The sequence below is a fragment of the Novosphingobium sp. FW305-C-111 genome, assembly GCF_058783565.1.
On record NZ_JBYSYP010000016.1, the window covers coordinates 29,486 to 45,438 of the forward strand.

At 64.8% G+C, this 15,953-nt stretch carries 16 protein-coding genes and 1 pseudogene; 2 read left to right on the forward strand and 15 right to left on the reverse strand.

Annotated features, from left to right (window positions below; genetic code table 11):
• Positions 1-171: 171 nt before the first annotated feature.
• On the reverse strand, positions 172-507 hold the full coding sequence (locus AC3WLD_RS16220) for a hypothetical protein (protein ID WP_492558013.1): 336 nt from the start codon (positions 505-507) through the stop codon (positions 172-174).
• Positions 508-511: 4 nt separating this feature from the next.
• Positions 512-919: a DUF3768 domain-containing protein gene (locus tag AC3WLD_RS16225; protein WP_492558014.1), complete on the reverse strand. Its 408-nt coding sequence runs from the start codon at positions 917-919 to the stop codon at positions 512-514.
• Positions 920-1,027: 108 nt separating this feature from the next.
• Here AC3WLD_RS16225 and AC3WLD_RS16230 point away from each other — a divergent pair, with 108 nt between their 5' ends.
• Complete coding sequence (locus tag AC3WLD_RS16230) at positions 1,028-1,516, forward strand: hypothetical protein (RefSeq protein WP_492558015.1); 489 nt, start codon at positions 1,028-1,030, stop codon at positions 1,514-1,516.
• Here AC3WLD_RS16230 and AC3WLD_RS16235 read toward each other — a convergent pair.
• The 10 genes and pseudogenes from AC3WLD_RS16235 to AC3WLD_RS16280 all read right to left on the reverse strand — a co-directional run bounded on the left by AC3WLD_RS16235 (position 1,510) and on the right by AC3WLD_RS16280 (position 9,859).
• Complete coding sequence (locus AC3WLD_RS16235; RefSeq protein WP_492558063.1) at positions 1,510-1,743, reverse strand: hypothetical protein; 234 nt, start codon at positions 1,741-1,743, stop codon at positions 1,510-1,512. The two genes, AC3WLD_RS16230 and AC3WLD_RS16235, sit on opposite strands and share 7 nt — an antisense overlap.
• Positions 1,744-1,766: 23 nt before the next feature.
• On the reverse strand, positions 1,767-2,372 hold the full coding sequence (locus AC3WLD_RS16240; RefSeq protein WP_492558016.1) for a DUF6927 domain-containing protein: 606 nt from the start codon (positions 2,370-2,372) through the stop codon (positions 1,767-1,769).
• An 11-nt stretch (positions 2,373-2,383) separates the two neighbouring features.
• Complete coding sequence (locus AC3WLD_RS16245) at positions 2,384-3,040, reverse strand: hypothetical protein (protein ID WP_492558017.1); 657 nt, start codon at positions 3,038-3,040, stop codon at positions 2,384-2,386.
• Between the two features lie 87 nt (positions 3,041-3,127).
• A pseudogene (locus AC3WLD_RS16250) lies at positions 3,128-3,340 on the reverse strand (zincin-like metallopeptidase domain-containing protein); the annotation flags it as partial.
• Between the two features lie 56 nt (positions 3,341-3,396).
• A complete protein-coding gene (locus AC3WLD_RS16255) occupies positions 3,397-4,299 on the reverse strand; it encodes an ArdC family protein (protein ID WP_492558018.1) in 903 nt (300 codons plus the stop codon).
• A gap of 146 nt (positions 4,300-4,445) precedes the next feature.
• Entirely contained in the window at positions 4,446-5,975 is a 1,530-nt protein-coding gene (locus tag AC3WLD_RS16260; protein WP_492558019.1) for a DHA2 family efflux MFS transporter permease subunit, read from the reverse strand.
• A gap of 6 nt (positions 5,976-5,981) precedes the next feature.
• A complete protein-coding gene (locus AC3WLD_RS16265) occupies positions 5,982-7,127 on the reverse strand; it encodes an EmrA/EmrK family multidrug efflux transporter periplasmic adaptor subunit (protein ID WP_492558020.1) in 1,146 nt (381 codons plus the stop codon).
• The gene (locus AC3WLD_RS16270; protein ID WP_492558021.1) at positions 7,124-8,575 is read right to left on the reverse strand and encodes an efflux transporter outer membrane subunit; all 1,452 of its coding nucleotides are present in this window, start codon (positions 8,573-8,575) and stop codon (positions 7,124-7,126) included. Before AC3WLD_RS16270 ends, AC3WLD_RS16265 begins: the two co-directional genes overlap by 4 nt.
• The gene (locus tag AC3WLD_RS16275) at positions 8,565-8,978 is read right to left on the reverse strand and encodes a hotdog fold thioesterase (RefSeq protein ID WP_492558022.1); all 414 of its coding nucleotides are present in this window, start codon (positions 8,976-8,978) and stop codon (positions 8,565-8,567) included. The genes AC3WLD_RS16270 and AC3WLD_RS16275 overlap by 11 nt, the downstream gene beginning before the upstream one ends.
• Positions 8,975-9,859 carry an alpha/beta fold hydrolase gene (locus tag AC3WLD_RS16280; RefSeq protein ID WP_492558023.1) on the reverse strand — a complete coding sequence of 295 codons (885 nt, stop codon included), beginning with the start codon at positions 9,857-9,859 and terminating at the stop codon, positions 8,975-8,977. The genes AC3WLD_RS16275 and AC3WLD_RS16280 overlap by 4 nt, the downstream gene beginning before the upstream one ends.
• Positions 9,860-9,932: 73 nt before the next feature.
• Between AC3WLD_RS16280 and AC3WLD_RS16285 the strand changes: the two genes are divergently transcribed.
• Positions 9,933-10,379: a MarR family winged helix-turn-helix transcriptional regulator gene (locus AC3WLD_RS16285; RefSeq protein WP_492558024.1), complete on the forward strand. Its 447-nt coding sequence runs from the start codon at positions 9,933-9,935 to the stop codon at positions 10,377-10,379.
• An 89-nt stretch (positions 10,380-10,468) separates the two neighbouring features.
• Here the strand turns inward: AC3WLD_RS16285 and AC3WLD_RS16290 are convergent, their stop codons facing one another.
• The 3 genes from AC3WLD_RS16290 to AC3WLD_RS16300 are packed head-to-tail and all read right to left on the reverse strand — an operon-like array spanning position 10,469 to position 15,809.
• Positions 10,469-12,637 carry a site-specific integrase gene (locus tag AC3WLD_RS16290; protein WP_492558025.1) on the reverse strand — a complete coding sequence of 723 codons (2,169 nt, stop codon included), beginning with the start codon at positions 12,635-12,637 and terminating at the stop codon, positions 10,469-10,471.
• A complete protein-coding gene (locus tag AC3WLD_RS16295) occupies positions 12,634-14,421 on the reverse strand; it encodes a site-specific integrase (RefSeq protein ID WP_492558026.1) in 1,788 nt (595 codons plus the stop codon). Before AC3WLD_RS16295 ends, AC3WLD_RS16290 begins: the two co-directional genes overlap by 4 nt.
• Positions 14,418-15,809 carry a tyrosine-type recombinase/integrase gene (locus AC3WLD_RS16300; protein ID WP_492558027.1) on the reverse strand — a complete coding sequence of 464 codons (1,392 nt, stop codon included), beginning with the start codon at positions 15,807-15,809 and terminating at the stop codon, positions 14,418-14,420. Before AC3WLD_RS16300 ends, AC3WLD_RS16295 begins: the two co-directional genes overlap by 4 nt.
• Positions 15,810-15,953 lie beyond the last annotated feature (144 nt).

Below are 15,953 nucleotides of genomic sequence, written 5' to 3' on the forward strand. Positions count from 1 at the left end.
CGAACCGAAAGGAGCGCCAACAGCTTAGCGACCGCAATGGCAGCAACATCAGCCGAAGTCGGCTAGGTCGCAACCTGTTCTGAAACATGGTACTGGTTGGAAATTCTCGCCACCTTGTTTGCGCTCAATACGCCGCATGCCGCCGCACATTAAACTTGGCAGCGGAGCAGATCAGTCGCTAATTGATGGCGACCGTGCCAGCAGTTCGGCCATCAGCCGGCTGATCGGCGCTTCTGGGTTATGCGGCTCGGCGAGCCTGTCGAGGTGTAATCTCGCAGCCAGATCATCCGGTATTTCCGCAAGTGTGCGGGCGATGCCGATGAGCCCCTTGGAACTGGTTATGTCGCGAAGGCTCGTTCCGCGCCTAAACCGAATTGCAGGCTCGCGGGCCGAATCAGGTCCGCCGAACGCCATGACGAAGTAGGTGTCGAGCCCGGCATCCCACCCAACCGCTACTTCGAACAAATCCGCACGATGGGTCAGCGGCTTCAGCGAATATCGGCTCATCGCGTCACCAGTCGCTCGCCAGCATTACGGTCACGACGCGGAAGCTCTGCTGTGCGTCCCAAGGCGTCTCCGATCCCCAGGCGAACGTGCCATCGTTGGCGTAGACATCGACCTTCCAGAAAATCTTGTGCCCCTGATGCTCGACCACACCGAAATCGCGTTCGCCATGCGGATCGTTGCCGGGATCGATCGGCGTCTCATTGATCAACCGCCGCAGCGCGCACTGGCCCATCATCAGGTTGAACTGCCGCGTATCCGGATCAGGGTCCTCGCCAGCGAGAATATCCGCGAGCGCCCGCGTGAACACGGTTTTCGAGGTCACAAGCGATCCCGCACGGGCCGCATCGTTGAGCGCCGCAATCTCGGCGGTGCGGTCGGTGTCGGCAGGGGCCGTCGTAGCAAGTTGGGTCATCAAACTCTCCTTTGCAATGATCGACCGATGCGCTCCCCCTCCCCTCCGCCTGCTGGTTGACGGCGCTTGAGCGTTCACGCTACGTTCTTTCTCGAAAGGAACTTTGCGATGCCCATCGGCGCCCACACCGACCATTTCGATCTCGACATCGAGCTGCGCGACGCCTCGTGCGACTTGAACGTGCTGCCTGCTCGCCGGGCCATTGCGGCACTCTGCATCGGGGTCGGGGTCGATGACGCCTACTTCTCGGTGCGCGAACTGCGCGAAGCGGTGTCGCTCGTGCATGAGAACGCGCCGGGCGGGCGGGCCAAGCTCGCCGCGATCCTCAGCAACTCGTGCGACGATTTCCAGCGGGCGATCTACTTCTGCCTCGCCGGGCGCGGCGTCGTCGAGATGGCCGATGCGATGGATTGGCTGCTGGCGATGCTGAAAGCGCGCGGTCGCACCGCGGCGTGGCTCAGCCGCTCGCGGGTGCGCCGCAAGGATCTGGTCTCGCCCTATGTCGCCGAGGCACCCGACGGGCCGGTCGTCTCGGCCAGCGCAGACTTCGAACTCGGGCAATCGTGGTTCGTCGAGCGCGGCCCGGAGCCCTACTGAACCTCGGGCTCGTCATCATTGCAGGTGACGACCCGAGAGACGGTGCGCCCCGGCGTGGCCTTGCTCGCCAGCACCACCCGGAACGGCTGCAGCGGGTTTCCTGTCTTCACCACGGCCGTGTCGGTCGCGATATGCTCGGCAACGCGGGTGGCCACGCGGTTGGCATTCTCGATGCTGCACAGACGCCCGCGTTTAAGTGAGCGTTCGGGGGCGGGTTCGTCGGACATGGTGGCACTGGCCTTCTGCTCGTTCACGACGCTGATGGCGCAGCGGGAGGCGGAACGATCGTCCAGGCGCGGCTCATCAGCCTGCTGATCTTGACCCCCATCCCGTCACTGACACGGCGCAGCACGGTTTTCTTGCCAGACTGGACCACCCGGAAGCTGCGTTCGCTCTGCCCGTCGGTGAACATGAGCGGCTCGGCCAGAACCAACATATCGCCGGGCCTGGGCTTGCGGCGCGAGGTCAATGCGAGCCGCGCCCGGCAAGCCTCACGCCAGTTCGCGGCGTGTTCGTTGCCGGGAGGTCCGAGCAGATCGAGGATCGAGGCCGGGCAATCGTAGTGATAAGGGCCCATCGTTTCCGTGAGGTCCTTGTACCCGAACTCCTCGCCGCTACGCGCGCCGGGGTTCCATTTGACCAGGCAGATGATGGCGAAGGTCTCCTTGGGTCCCTCGGCGTCGTAACTCTGGCAAGCGGCGTAGTAGGCGCCCGAACGAACCGTCGACTTGAGCACCCGCAATCCCGTCTCACGGCCCTTGTCGGGGTCGGGCGGATAGGTGCATTGGTTGTCGAAATAGGCCTTCGGCGTGGCGAACGGCGACATCCCGCCCCGTGACATGAACAGCCAACCCATGGGGTTTTCTCCTAGAGCAGCGATTGCTCGCGCGGGTTGATGGAAAGGCCGGTCTCGCGAACGACCAGTGAGCGGAAGGTCTGCGGGGCGGCGAGCACGGCGATGTCGCAGAAGTGGTTGCGGTCCCCGAGGTAGTCCTGGCGTCCCTTGCAGCGGCGGAACATGACCTCGCGGCCCGGACGGATGCAGGGGATCGAGACCTGAACATAGATCTCGTCGCCATGAAGCGTGATCTCGCCCGAGACGGCGGGCCCCGCAAAATTGCTGCGCAGGTCGAACTGGTCGGGATCGAGTCCGAGGTGCCGCGCCGCGACCCGGAGTGCCGAACGGGCCTCGCGGTGGAAGGCGCGCTTGGCTTCGGGATCGTAACCAATTCCGCGACGCGCGAGCGCAACCAGCGCAGGCTTGGACTTCAATTCGTCGATCCTGGCGATGCACTGGCGGCGCAGCGCAGTGTCTTCGGTGAAGGTCTCGTCGGGGGCATGGCCAAGCGCCAGACGGCCGACATGGCGGGCGAGCAGGATGATGGCGGGATCGCGGGCCGGATCGACGCCGGCATTGCGCGCATCCTGCATGGCGTCGACCACGGCCTGGGTTGCGGTCGGTATCGTTGCGAGGCCGTCGGGCTGCAGCGCGCGGCGATAGCGAAAGTCGAGATCGTAGTTCATGGTGGGGGTCTCCTTCGCGCCTCATGGCGCGCCGGGTCCTCACCCCCTCCCCTTCCCGCTCACGCCGCGAGTGGGCACCGATCATCGTCAGGCCGCCTCCTTGAGTTCGCCCGCCAGTGCCGGATCGAACTGGCGCAGCCACTTGACCGCCTGCTCGGCCTTGGCGGCTGCGTGGATGATCGCGGTCTTGTCCCCGCGCAGGATCTTCATCCAGTGATGGATGTAGGAGGCGTGGCTGTCATGGAGTTCGTTGGGCAGGCCGTATTCGGCGCACAGCGTCGCCTGACAGAGTGAGGCGACATATCCTGACAGTCCAGCCCTAATCTGACTTCCGACGCCAATTTTCCGGACGCGTGTCATGCCGCCAACTCCTCGGGCTGGGGTTGCTGGGCGTGCATCCAGTCGGCAGCGGCCTGTGCCTTGCTGGCGGCGGTGAAAATGGCGCGAGGGTCGTCCTTCAGCACGCGCAACCACGATGCCACGTATGCGGCATGATCGGCGCGCGGATGATGGGCAATCCCGAGGTCGGCGAGCACGAACGAAGCTGTCAGTTCGGCGCAGATCTCCTCGATCGCCAGGCTGTCGCGCTTGAACCTCTCGGCAAAATTGCGGTCGAGCCTGTGCTTTGCGCCCGTGGCGTGGCCAGCTTCGTGCAGAAGGGTGCCCATCTGGGCCGATGCATCCCGAAACGCGGAAAAGGTTGGCATGAAGATGTGATCGAGATCGATCCGGTAGTGCGCATCGTAGGTGCCTTCGGTGATAGGAATCTTCAGAGCCGCGACGAATGCCTCGGCATGTTCGAACCGCTCGCTCTCGGGCAATACCGCGACAGGAGCGGGTTCATAGCCCTCGACCTGTGCGAGGTTAAACACGGTGAAGGCCCGGGCGAACATGCGACCGGGTCCGGCTTCGCCATCATCATGATCGTCATCGGCGCGCGATGCGGCCTGCTTCCAGAAAACGACAGTCGTTCCGCGCTCGCCTTTGCGAACCTGAGCACCAAGCGCGGCCCACTGCCGATAGGTTCCCCAAAGGCCACTGGAGTAGCTGCTGGCTTCAGCGGCAATCCAGAGCGCCAGCACGTTCACGCCGCGATAGCGACGGCGGGAGGTGACGTTCTGCGGACGGGTCGTGGCAGCGCCATCATGGTGCCAGGGCATGCGCCAGTCGCCGGCACCGACTTCGATGGCAGAGACAATCTCGGAGGTAATGCGCGAATAGACGTCGGCACGCGGCGTCGCGGGGTGGGATCGGGACATGGCGGGTCTCCATGGCGGGCGGAGGGAAACTCTCTTCCGCTCCTTCAGCCCGTCACCCGCTACACGCCTCCTCTACCTCTCCCGCCCCGCCTGTGGCGGGGCAAATGCTGCTATTGGATGAACCAGCGCCCATGAATGGCGGCGCGTCAATGCCCCATCGGCATCCCGCCAGTCTTCGCGGGCCGCGGGGCAAGCCAGATGAGACACGCGGCAAAGATGAGGATGGCGGTGGTCGCCCAGAAGGTATGGATGAGCGCCATGGTTGTCGCTTCCAGGTCGACCATATTGCTGAGAACTTGCCGTACCTGGTCTGGCGGGAAGCCGAGTCCCGCAAGGCTTGCCTGCGCCGCTTCCGGCTGCAGGACTGCCACCGCATCGCTGCGCGCGAGGCGCTGGGTATCTCCCCAGTAGGAGAGTGTGATCGAGGTCGCCACGGCGGTCGCAATCGTGCGCATGAAGCTTTGAAGGCCGGCAGCCGATGCCACCTCGTTCTCGTCAACCGTGTTGAGCGTCAAGGTCATGAGCGGGAGCATCATGAAGGTGACGCCGAGTCCCTGAACGAACTGCGGCAGACTGAGGGTCCAGAAGTCCGAATCCGTCGTCCAGGTCGTGCGCAGGAGGGCCATCGCTGCGATCCAGGCAACGCCGCCTGAAACGAGGAGACGCGGGTCGAGACGGCTCATCAGATAGGCCACAAGCGGCGCGGTGATCAGTCCGCCCATGGCCGAAAACGATGAGGACAGGCCGGCGGCGGTCGCCGGAAATCCGAGCCAGGCCTGCTGCCATTGGGGAACAATGACAAATCCCGCAAAGTAGCCTGCGAAGGCGAGCGACAGCACCGTGAGGGCGACGCTGAAGCCCCGGTGGCGGAGCACCCGCAAGTCGACAATCGGGTGATCTTCGCCCAGTTCCCAGATCACGAACAGCAGGAAGCCGACAAACGAAGCGATCGACAGCGCCACGATCATCGGATCGGCGAACCAATCATGGTTGCGGCCAAGGTCGAGCACGAGTTGCAGGCAGCCGACCCAGAGGACCAGCAAGCCAAGGCCTACGAAGTCGATGGGCAGGATCTGTCGCTCGGTCTCGATCGGCCTGAGCAGGGCAAATCCCACGACGATGCACAAAATTGCAACCGGTACGTTGATCAGGAAGATCCAGTGCCAGGAAAAATTGTCTGTGAGATAGCCACCGATCATCGGGCCGACGGCGGGGCCCATCAGCAGGGTGACCGACCACAATCCCATCGCCATATTGCGCTTCTCGGGCGGAAAAACACTGAGAAGCAAGGTTTGCGACATCGGCATCAGGAAGGCGCCGAAGATTCCCTGACCGATCCGGCTCGCGACCAGCATACCCATTGTAACGGATATGCCGCAGAGAAAGGAGCAGATGCCGAACCCGACCATGCTGAGCAGGAAAGTGCGCACCGACCCGAAGCGACCGGCGATCCATCCGGTCAAGGGGACGCAGATCGCCTCGGCGACCGCATAGGAAGTGATGATCCAGGCGCCTTGTTCGAGCGTGATACCGAGATTGCCCGCGACGTGCGGGATCGAGACGTTGGCGATGGTCAGGTCGAGGATGACCATGAAATTGGCCAAAGCCAGCACCAGGCCTGCGACCAGTTGCCGCGACGGGGCGATCCCCGCGCTTGAGCGTGAGGGTTCGCTCATTGCAGGTCACTGGCCCGAGACATCGATCTCGACTTCCATCGACAGCCCGACGCGCAAAGGGTGCTGACGCAGTTCGGCAGGATCGAGTTCGATCCGCACCGGCAGGCGCTGAACGGTCTTGATCCAGTTCCCGGTCGCGTTCTGCGCGGGAATGATCGCCATCGACGAGCCGGTCCCGCCGGCGAGGCCGGTGACCTTGCCGTGATAGACGACAACGCCGCCGTAGAGATCGGACTTGAGGGTCACAGCCATGCCGGGGCGAACGCGCCCCAGTTGACCTTCCTTGAAGTTGGCATCGACGTAGAGCTTGTCGATCGGTACGATGGTCATGATCGTCTGGCCGGGGCTCAGGCGCTGGCCGACCTGGATTTGCAGGCGGCTCACCACCCCGGAGACCGGTGCTCGGATCTCGGTACGCTGGAGATCAAGCAAAGCCGCGTCAAGTCGGGCCCTGGCCGCCTGAACCGCTGGATCGGTGTCCACGCTGGAGCCGCGCACCAGGGCATCGTTGGCGGCGAGTTGCCCTTGTGCAACCCGGCGGGCTGAAACGACTTCCGAGATGCCGCCACGTGCTGCTTCAAGCGCAGCACTTGCCGCGGCATAGGCTTTGCGCGCCTGTGTCAGTTCCTCGCCCGAGATCGCGCCGCTGGCAATGACGGCCTCCCGGCGCTGCAAATCGATCCTTGCCTTTTCGAATTCCGCCTGCGCGGTGCGAAGCCGTGCCTGGGCCTGGACGAGACCGGCGCTTGAGGTATCGATCTGGGCCGATAGCGCGCTGTTGGTCGCAACGGTCTGGCCGAATTTGCGGCGAGCAGCGGCAAGATCGGCTTCAGCCTGCGCGACGGCGATCCTGGCATTGGCCTGATCGAGCCGGACCAGGACGTCCCCGGCCTTCACCTGCTGCGTATCTTCGACGAGCACCTCGATGGCCGATCCTGCGACCAGCGGGGTGACCTGCGCCATACGCGCGTTCACATAGGCGTTGTCGGTGCTGACATAGTTGCGGGCGACCAACACATACCACGCACCCCAGGCAAGCGCCGCGATTGCCAGCGCGATGCCCAGGCGCTTGAGCCACATCGTCCGGCGGGTCTTGCGAAAGGCGGACCGTTCCGGATCGACTTCGGCAGCTTGTGTCGCGGTATCGCTCATTGGTCGGTCTGTCCTGATGATTGGGTAGTGGCCGCGCCGAACCCGCCGCCTAGTGCGCGGATCAACGCAAGCGTCGCGCCGCGTTGGTATGTCTCAAGGCCGATGACGGCGAGGCGAAGATCCTGCACGCCGCGTTCGCTCGCGAGCACGTCGAGATAGCTGGCAAGCCCGGCCTCGTAGCGTGTGCGCACCAGGCCGAGTGCATCTTCGTTGGCGGCCAGTGCGGTGCGGGCCGCGCTCAGTCGCTTGTCCGCCGCGTCGCGCTGGGTAACCGCGTCGGCGACCTGCTGGTAGGCGGTGACCACGGTCTGGTTGTAGTTCGCAACGGCCTCATCATAGGCCGCCTCGGCACTGCCATATTGCGCTTTCAGTGCACCGCCCTGAAAGATCGGCAGGCTGATTGCCGGGCCGACGCTTCCAAACAACGAGCCGGAATCGACGAGGTTGCCAAGCCCCAGCGCCTGCAGGCCAATCAGCGCCCTGAGGTTGATCGATGGAAAGAATCCGGCCCGCGCGACCTTGACCCGGCTCGCGGCGGCCTCGACCCGCTCGCGCGCGGCGACGATATCGGGACGCCGGCCGAGCAGGTCGGTGGTGATACCGGCGGGAACCCCGCCGGGCGTTGAAGGCGCCAGTGGCGGACGGGTGATCGACTGCCCCCGATCGGGGCCAGCACCCAGGAGCGCGGCCAGCTGATTGCGCCGGATGCCGATGTTCTCGTCAACTGCGGCCAGATCCTGCTCTGCTCCGGCGACCTCGGCATCGGCACGGCGCAGGCTGGCGAGGTTGTCGAGCCCGTTGCGCTGGCGCTGGACGACAATGTCGCGCATCGCCTGGCGGTTGGCGAGCGTGGCTGCGGCGTTGTCGCGCTCGCGGTAATGGCGACCGAGTTCTGCGTAGGCGGCGGTTATCGCGACCGACAGCACCAGGCGGGCCTGCGCCGCATCGACCACCGCCGCGCGAGCATCCGAAGTCGCTGCAGCAAAGGCGGCGCGGTTGCGCCCCCACAGGTCGAGGTCGAAGCCGAAGCTCAGCGACGTTTGCCCGTAATCCTTCCAGCCATCGGGTAAGAACTGGGCAGGGATGCCGTTGTTGCCGCTCTGGCGGCGCAGGCCGCCTTCGGCCTCGGCACCGATCGAGGGGAGCCGCGCGGCTCCGATCCGCTGCGCCTCGGCTTCGGCGCGCCTGACCCGCGCCATTGCCACAGCGACCTGCGGCGAATTGGCGAGGCCCTCCTCGATCAGCGCGGTCAGTTGCGGATCGCCCGCCAAGCGCCACCATTGGTCGGGCGGCCAGGCCGTGTTGCCACGCGCGGCGAGCGTCTGGCCCGCCTCGATTGTCTCGGCAGTGCGCAACGCGGGCCGGGTTCCGGGATGGGGAACCGGGACGCACGCGGCCAGAGCCAGCACCGACGCTGCGCCGCTATAGATTCGGAACCTAGCCGACATAGGCACCCCGCCCGCTGGCCAGCAATCGCCCTTCGGCATCCTCGATGCGGGTCTCCGCGACACTGATCTGCTTGCCCAGCTTGACCACCCGCCCAATCGCACGCAGCGGTCCCGAGGTGGCGGGGCGGTGGAAATCGACCCGCATGTCGGAAGTAGCCCGCGCCGATCCGCCGAGCGCGTTGATCGTGTAAAGCCCGGTCAGGTCGATCAGCGCGGAAAGGATGCCGCCATGCGCCGATCCGATCATCGGGTTGGAGACGATCTCGTCGCGCCACGGCATTTCAAGGATCAGCGCCTCGTCTGTCAGTTCGGCGATATCCAGCCCCAGCCATTGGTGAAATGGCGCAATGTGCAACATCGTGCGGAGCTGTTCGAGGTCCATTCTTGGTGGTCGCTCGCTCATGCCGCACACTCCTTGCCGTGCGTCCGCACAAGGAAATCGAGGATCGCGTCGCCAAAGGCGTCGTTCTGGTCGCCGACCACCATATGCGTCGCATCGGCGATGTCGCTGTAGGCGGCATGCGGCACGAGCGCGCGGAAATGCGCCACGGCCTCGGGCGACACCAGATCGCTCGATCCGCCCCGGATCAGGTGGACCGGAAGCGCAAGCTGCGACGCGGCTTCGCCCAATTCGGTGCGCCCGAAGTCGCTGCTGTCGCCGCGCTCGGCATGGCGGCGCATGATGCCGTCGATGAACGCTGGGTCCCAATGCCAGTAATAGCGTCCGTCGCCCTTCTGCCGCAGATAATGGGCAAGGCCGGACGAAGCCTTGCGGCTCGGGCGATGGGGGAGATATTCAGAGATCACCCGCGCCGCTTCCTCGGGCGAAGCAAAGCCCTCGCGGGCATGGGCGGCCATGAAGCCGACCACCCGCGTCACCCCGCCCGCTTCCATTTGCGGGGTGATGTCCACCAAGGTCAGAGACGCGAAGCTGCTAGGCGCAACCTCGCCTTCGGCCATGATCCCGGCAAGCCCGCCAAGCGACGCTCCGATCAGCGCGGGTTTGCGGTCGAGCGAACCGGCAATCGCAATCAGGTCGCCCGCGAAATCGACAATGTCATAGGCTCCGTCATCGGCCCAGGCGCTGTCGCCATGCCCGCGCAGATCGAGCGCGATGGCGCGGAAGCCGTGATCGGCCAGCATCGTCGTCACCCGCTTCCACGCCCGCTTGGTCTGCCCGCCGCCGTGGGCGAGCAGCACCGGCATACCCTGCTCGGGGCCTTCGATCAGGGCGGCGATGGCATGGCCGGAATGGCCGGACAGGGTGACGGGCGGATTCGACATGCTTCTATCTTACTGTATGATGCCTTACAGTAAAGGCTGTCCTTTTGGCCAATCGGAAGCTATGAGCCGTGACATGGCGAACACGTCCGACCAGCAGAGCTACCTCACCGAGGCCGATGGGCTGGTGTTCCTGGTTGAGGAGGTTCCGCGCAAGCTGCGCCGCGTGTTCGATTCCTCAACCGCGAAGTTCGGGCTGACCCGAACCCAATGGCGCGCTCTCGCCTATATCTTCCGCACCCCCGGTCTGACCCAGACCGAGCTGGCCAAATGCCTCGAACTGGAACGCGCCAGCGTCGGTCACGTCATCGACCAACTCGAAAAGGCGGATTACGTCGAGCGCCGGGCTGTGGAAGGCAATCGGCGGGTGTGGACCTTGCACCTGCGTCCCAAGGCGGTCGGCATCCTGCCCGCGCTCAGAGCGGAAGCCGATGTGGTCTATGAACGGTTGCTCGCCGGCATATCGGGCGATGAAGTTGCCGTGTTCAAGCGACTTCTGGCCACCATGTCCGCCAATCTGTAACCTTCACGCTGGCTGCGGCCGCCAGCTGGAATGTCGACGCCGCAAGACCAGGACGGCTTCCCCTGGACGCTTGCGGGGGATTATCAGCCTTACTTCGCTTCGGGACCGATCTGCGACAGGATCCCTTCTATCCTTGCCACCTCGGCCTGAAGCGTCACCCGTTGCGGTTCTGGAAGCCGCTTCTCGCGCAGCAACAGCCGCGCCTCGTCAACTCCGCACTGCCAGGCCGGGCGATGCCGTTCGGCAATACAGGCATTGGGGCAGCGGACCGGCTCGCACATGGCGATCATTGGTCCGGTCGCACCCGGTTCCGAAATGCGGTTGAGGCACAGGGCAGTTGCCGGATCAAAGAAGCAATCGGCCAGCGGGCCGACATGCAATGTCCGCGCGAGACTGCCGAGCATCGTGCGCAGGCGTGGCCGGTCGGCAATCATGGAGGGTAGCGGCGCCAACTCGTGGCCAACAGTATCGAGTGCGGCTCGGATCCTGTTCGCGGCAGGTCCGCCAAGGCGCGCACCACCTTGCCGCTCGTCGAAGTAGACGAGGATATCGTCGATCTGGCCAAGCGCGCGCTGGGCTTCGATCTCTCCCCGAAATCCGGACCGGCTGCTGCCGGCATAGCCTTCGAACGCCGCAACGCTGGCGTGCTTGTACTGGATCATACCGGCAATCGTCCCAAAGGGCCGGTTGGCGATGTGCCAGGCGATGGTCCGGCGAAACTGGCGTGTGGTCAGACGCCAGGGCGCGCCATTGGGGCCGGCAGGAATGATCGGTGCCTGCGCCGTTCCGAACCGGTCGTTGAGATGATCGCGAAACCGGTTGAGTTGCCGGACGATCTCGGCAGAAACGTGCGTCTTGGTGTTGGCCCGGAGCGCGAGAACCGGCCACAAGGTCGTTGTCCCGCGCGCTTGCCCCGCCCGCGCGGAAAGCCGTTCGAGGACGGCGATGGCTTCGGCAACAGGTGCGATAGTGACCCACTCGGTCTCCTCGCCGCCGCCGCGCTTGCCCTTGTAAGCGGTGGACTTGATGCGATGCCGCAAGATCGCACCGTCTTCTGCTCTGGTGATGGACAGGCATCCCCGCTCCATCGCCTGGATCTCGCTGTCCCGCATGCCTGACAGATAGGCACAAACGACGTAGGCTGCCGACTGCAGCATGACCTCTTCGAGAGCCAGGACCTTGGCATCGAAACGGGTGCGCCAGGGCAGGCCAGTATCGGGATCGGCCGAAATGGGCGTATCCATCCCGCCGATCTCGGTGCCGAGTTCTGCGATGGCAGCGGCGATGAGGTCCGGCGCCCCGGTGCTCAGGCCAAGGTGCATGGCAGGTTCGGCCTGCGCGTCGATGCCGGCGTGAAGGTGGATCAGATGATAGTTGATCGGCGGCGTGACTTCGCCGGTTTGCGGATCGATCCGCGTTGTGCCGTTGTGTGGGGTGGTCCAGATCGGAATCCCGCGCCCTTGCCGCCGCAAGGCGGCTATATGGGTGTTGAGGCGTTGGCGTTGCCGCGACCGTCGATCCGCGTGATCAAGATCTGCCTCAGCGGCAACCAGACGGTCACGCGTTGCTTCGAGGCGATCGAGTTCGGCACGTGCGGCAAGGATATCTCCTGCATGATAGGTCACATAGCGCAGCGACCAGGCGAGCAGCGGCGTCATGATCGCTTCCGGAATGCGTGGCGTCCGGTTCTCTCCGGCGATATGCTTTGCTCCCGCCACGGAAAACGGGCTGCGCCCGGGCCATGGCTCAAAGGATAGGCGTGCGGTCGTCAGGTGGTGCCGCAACTCGTGCAGATCGAAGATTATCCGCAGCAGCGCTGCCGCGGCAACCGGACGCAGCCCGGCAAGGCGCAAAGAGCGGGCATAGCGATCGGCCAAGGTCTGATCGACCCGGCCGAGATCGAAACGACCCAGTTCGGTCTTCACGAAGTCAAAAAAGCGCAAGATCCGGTTGGCCTCGCCGCGCAGCCCTGCCGGCTCAAGCCGTGAACGGTGGCCGGGCAGATCGACATTGAGCCGTGCATGGAGAATCTGGCGCAGGGCGCCGGCGATGGATGGGTCTTCGATGCCGTCGAAATGTACCGTGACATGGCAGCGCCGGGCGTTGTCGCGAAAGACGCCGGGAGCCAGATCCCAGACTGGATCGCCATATCGCGAGATATGTGCGCGATCGAAGCCGGGCCGCAGCGGTGCGGACAGGAGCACCGGGAGGACATCTCGGTCATCGCGCGCCTCCGCCAGAAGCTGGAGAGCGGTCATGCACGGGCCTCGGGCGGCAGGTAAACCGTGGGAGGTTCGGTCGTGACCTGCGCCCGGGCCCTTGCCACCACATCGTCGCCGAAGGCGGGCAGTATCTGCCGAACGATGCGGTCACGGGCATGGCCGAACTTGGCTGCCCACTCGGCCGCGCTCAAACCGGCTCGCTGATCGTCGACGAAGGAGAGGAATGCGAGGACGGCGGGCAGCTTGCGCGCGGTGATGACCGCGTTGCGACAATCGAGGCAACCCCAGAACGGCGTGGGGCACGCGGTACCGGCGGATGCAAAGGGACTGGAATAGAAGTTGCCGCAGCTGGCGAGCCAGACGTCCTGTTCGCCGTCGAGAAGTGCGCGCGAGACGCCTTCATCTTCCGGAGCGGGGCTCGCCAACTCGCCGCGCAGACGCTCCTCGTCGGGAGGAGGAAGTATCCTTGGACCGGTCAGCGCTTCTTCGAGGGCGTCCGCCACGGTCTGCTCGTGCAGCGGTCTGAGTGCCGGAATATCGGCGTAGTGCCGTGCCGCGATCTCGACGGTATGGCCAACGGCGAAGCGGGCCATGTGCCCTTCGGTCTTGAGGTACCACAGGGCCTTGTGGGTCTTGCGTAGTTGCGAGAGGCGCAGATAGAGCGGGCTGCCGGCATCATCGACAATGCCGTGACGCAGCGTCCAGGCGTCGATCGTCATGCGTGGATGGCGGATACCGGCGGTGATCTCGTTGGTCTGATAATAGACCCAGAGGTTGTCGCTGGAATTATGCACCCTGGCCTTGGCGGAGAGTGCGATGATCCGCCGGATCAGGCCGCCCGGTGTCGATGAACCGCCATCACGGACCCGGATGGTCTTGTGCTCGGCACCGTGGGCACGAAGCTTGGTATAGGCGATATCGACGGTACCGCCCGAAGCATTGCGCAGGCAGTCGATGGTGAGCGACTTGCAGCACTCCAGCTCAAGCCCCGTCTCCAGCGAGAGCAGAACGAGAAGCGGCACGACGTCGTGTGCGGTAAGGTAGTGAGCAGCATGGAGGCTCAGGTTGAACCTTGCGCCGCTCAGTTCGCGGATCCACCGCAGCTTATACAGGCTCTGACATGCGGGATCACGGTGGTGCAGCACGCCGCGCGCTTCGATGGCAGCGTGGGCTTGGCGGTAAGCGCCTTCGATCTCCGGCACCTCGTCGAAACGCGGCCCCGACCGCAAGCGCGCCTCGATCGCAACAAGATCGGCGCGTGCCGCATCGCGGAGTTGGCGAGCGACGTAGGGGCTATAGGCATCGCGTGGACGCGGGCGAACGTGGGGGTGCGAGCTGACATAGCGCAGCCGTTCCCGCAAGCCAGGTTCGACAAGCGCAGGGCTATCGGCCGCAATGCGGCGAAGGACGGAGACGACCTTGGCGACATAGGTCGGCGCGTGTGTCCGCGACTTGCCCTGGGCGGCGAGCCATCGCTCGAACCCGTCGATATGGTCGGCGCGAAGGTCTGCCGGGCCGTTGATCCGTTCGCCTGTCCCGGCAAGGTAGGCAAAGAAGCTCGGTAACTGCGTCACGTATGTCTTGATCGACGAACGCACCAAGATGGGGCCGCGCGGAGCAACCAGCATGAACAGGCCCCGTGCAAAGGCAAGAGCCAGGCCTCGTGGCCGCAAGCTGGTGAAATCCACGAGCAACTCGCCGCCGTATGGCGGATCGATCATGAAGCGCAGCGTGCTGATCTGCGACCATGGATCGGCCTCGGGCGCAGTCGCGGCGGCCTCGAAACTGACCTTGCGCCCTTTGCGTGGAGCAGCGGTCATGATGGAAGATAGCCCGGTACGAGTGCCAACAGCTCTTCGACCGCAGCATCGACGGTATCGGCGCGCTTGGCGAGGTGATCGAGATAGATCGAGGTCGTGGCGAGGCTTGAATGGCCGAGCAATCGCTGGACCTGCTGAAGCGGATCGCCGACCAACTGGCGATAACCTTCCATGGCGCCCACCGGTGCTGCCGCCTCGGCAAGGCGGCGCTGGATCAGCATGGCCAGCATGTGGACCGCGAACGAATGCCTGAGCTGATGGGGGCTGACCCGGACGGGGATGCCGGCATCCATGGAGCGGCGGCTCGCCCGCGCGAAGATCGCTTCCCACGAGTTGGGAAGCACGGGATGCCCGACCTCGGTCAGCCAGAGCACCGCTGCTTCGCAGGGCGTGCCATCGTCAGCGCAAATAACAAGCCTTGCGCGTTCATCCGGTGTGACGACCTCCATGTCCATCGTGCCACCGCCAACCAGCTGCAATGCGCGCGGCCCGAATGAGGGGCGGTGTATGAAGATCGGGCGGTCGATGGCTTCCCAGCCACGGCGCCTTGCGAACTTGGCGACGGCTGCGGCTCGCTCCACGGCGATATAGGCGTCAAACATCGGCAACAAACGGCGCGGCAGCAATATGCCACGCCCCCTGTCCCCCTTGGTGAGTGCCGCCGGAAGTTCGACCCGCCGCTGCCGTTCTGCGCGGGCATCGCCAACCGGAATCTCGGCAGCGAGCAGGTGGGATGCCTCTTCCAGGCGCAGGCCGGTGGTGACCAGCAGATCGGCGAACAGCGCATTGCGCGCGCCATTGCGGTCACGTGCTCCAGGACGCTCGGTTCCCTCTACGGTCAGGCCACGCAGGCCGACCTCGCGGAAGGCGCGGTAATCGGTGAGATCGATGAAGCGGACATCGGACCGACGGGCCGCGCGTTCATAGGCGTCGTTGCGGCCCGTGACGGCCGCTCGACGCCCTCCGTGCGAACTTCGCCAGACCTGACGGTGGGTAAATGGTGTGCGCTCGATCAGGCCTTCCCGCTCGGCCCATCGATAAAGCTTGTCGAGCGAGGCAACCGCCCGGTTCCACGTCGACGCCGAAACCCGGAACTCAGCGTCACTACGCCGACGTGCCTGATGATACGCACCGACATCATCGGTATCGGCTTGCCAGACAGACTTGCCGCGCGCGGAGGCGAGGAAGCGAACCCAGACCAGGACATCATAACCGTGGGCGCGCAGCGAATGGCGCGAACGCGCCCCGTTCAACGGCAGATCGAGGAAGTAGCGGTCGAGGTCTGGATCGTAGATCTCTCCACCTCGCAAGATTACCGGGATGTAGGAGTCCAGGCCATCCGCTGCCCGGCGTTCCTGAATGACGATCAGCGTCTCTGAAGTATCCACAGCTTGCCAGTCCCTCCCCCGGACCCCCTCCCGACTCCAGATCGCGCACGTTGCGCGCCTGCGGGACGGTGGCCATCAGGCCGGACTACGCCAGCTTATGGATAGCGCTTCATCCGGCCTGATGACCCCCTGCGTTGTGCCAAG

Bases quoted from the DNA above. Each gene is read 5' to 3' on its own strand.
- AC3WLD_RS16220 (WP_492558013.1), bottom strand. From the start codon at position 507: ATGAGCCGATATTCGCTGAAGCCGCTGACCCATCGTGCGGATTTGTTC.
- AC3WLD_RS16225 (WP_492558014.1), bottom strand. From the start codon at position 919: ATGACCCAACTTGCTACGACGGCCCCTGCCGACACCGACCGCACCGCC.
- AC3WLD_RS16230 (WP_492558015.1), top strand. From the start codon at position 1,028: ATGCCCATCGGCGCCCACACCGACCATTTCGATCTCGACATCGAGCTG.
- AC3WLD_RS16235 (WP_492558063.1), bottom strand. From the start codon at position 1,743: ATGTCCGACGAACCCGCCCCCGAACGCTCACTTAAACGCGGGCGTCTG.
- AC3WLD_RS16240 (WP_492558016.1), bottom strand. From the start codon at position 2,372: ATGGGTTGGCTGTTCATGTCACGGGGCGGGATGTCGCCGTTCGCCACG.
- AC3WLD_RS16245 (WP_492558017.1), bottom strand. From the start codon at position 3,040: ATGAACTACGATCTCGACTTTCGCTATCGCCGCGCGCTGCAGCCCGAC.
- AC3WLD_RS16255 (WP_492558018.1), bottom strand. From the start codon at position 4,299: ATGTCCCGATCCCACCCCGCGACGCCGCGTGCCGACGTCTATTCGCGC.
- AC3WLD_RS16260 (WP_492558019.1), bottom strand. From the start codon at position 5,975: ATGAGCGAACCCTCACGCTCAAGCGCGGGGATCGCCCCGTCGCGGCAA.
- AC3WLD_RS16265 (WP_492558020.1), bottom strand. From the start codon at position 7,127: ATGAGCGATACCGCGACACAAGCTGCCGAAGTCGATCCGGAACGGTCC.
- AC3WLD_RS16270 (WP_492558021.1), bottom strand. From the start codon at position 8,575: ATGTCGGCTAGGTTCCGAATCTATAGCGGCGCAGCGTCGGTGCTGGCT.
- AC3WLD_RS16275 (WP_492558022.1), bottom strand. From the start codon at position 8,978: ATGAGCGAGCGACCACCAAGAATGGACCTCGAACAGCTCCGCACGATG.
- AC3WLD_RS16280 (WP_492558023.1), bottom strand. From the start codon at position 9,859: ATGTCGAATCCGCCCGTCACCCTGTCCGGCCATTCCGGCCATGCCATC.
- AC3WLD_RS16285 (WP_492558024.1), top strand. From the start codon at position 9,933: ATGGCGAACACGTCCGACCAGCAGAGCTACCTCACCGAGGCCGATGGG.
- AC3WLD_RS16290 (WP_492558025.1), bottom strand. From the start codon at position 12,637: ATGACCGCTCTCCAGCTTCTGGCGGAGGCGCGCGATGACCGAGATGTC.
- AC3WLD_RS16295 (WP_492558026.1), bottom strand. From the start codon at position 14,421: ATGACCGCTGCTCCACGCAAAGGGCGCAAGGTCAGTTTCGAGGCCGCC.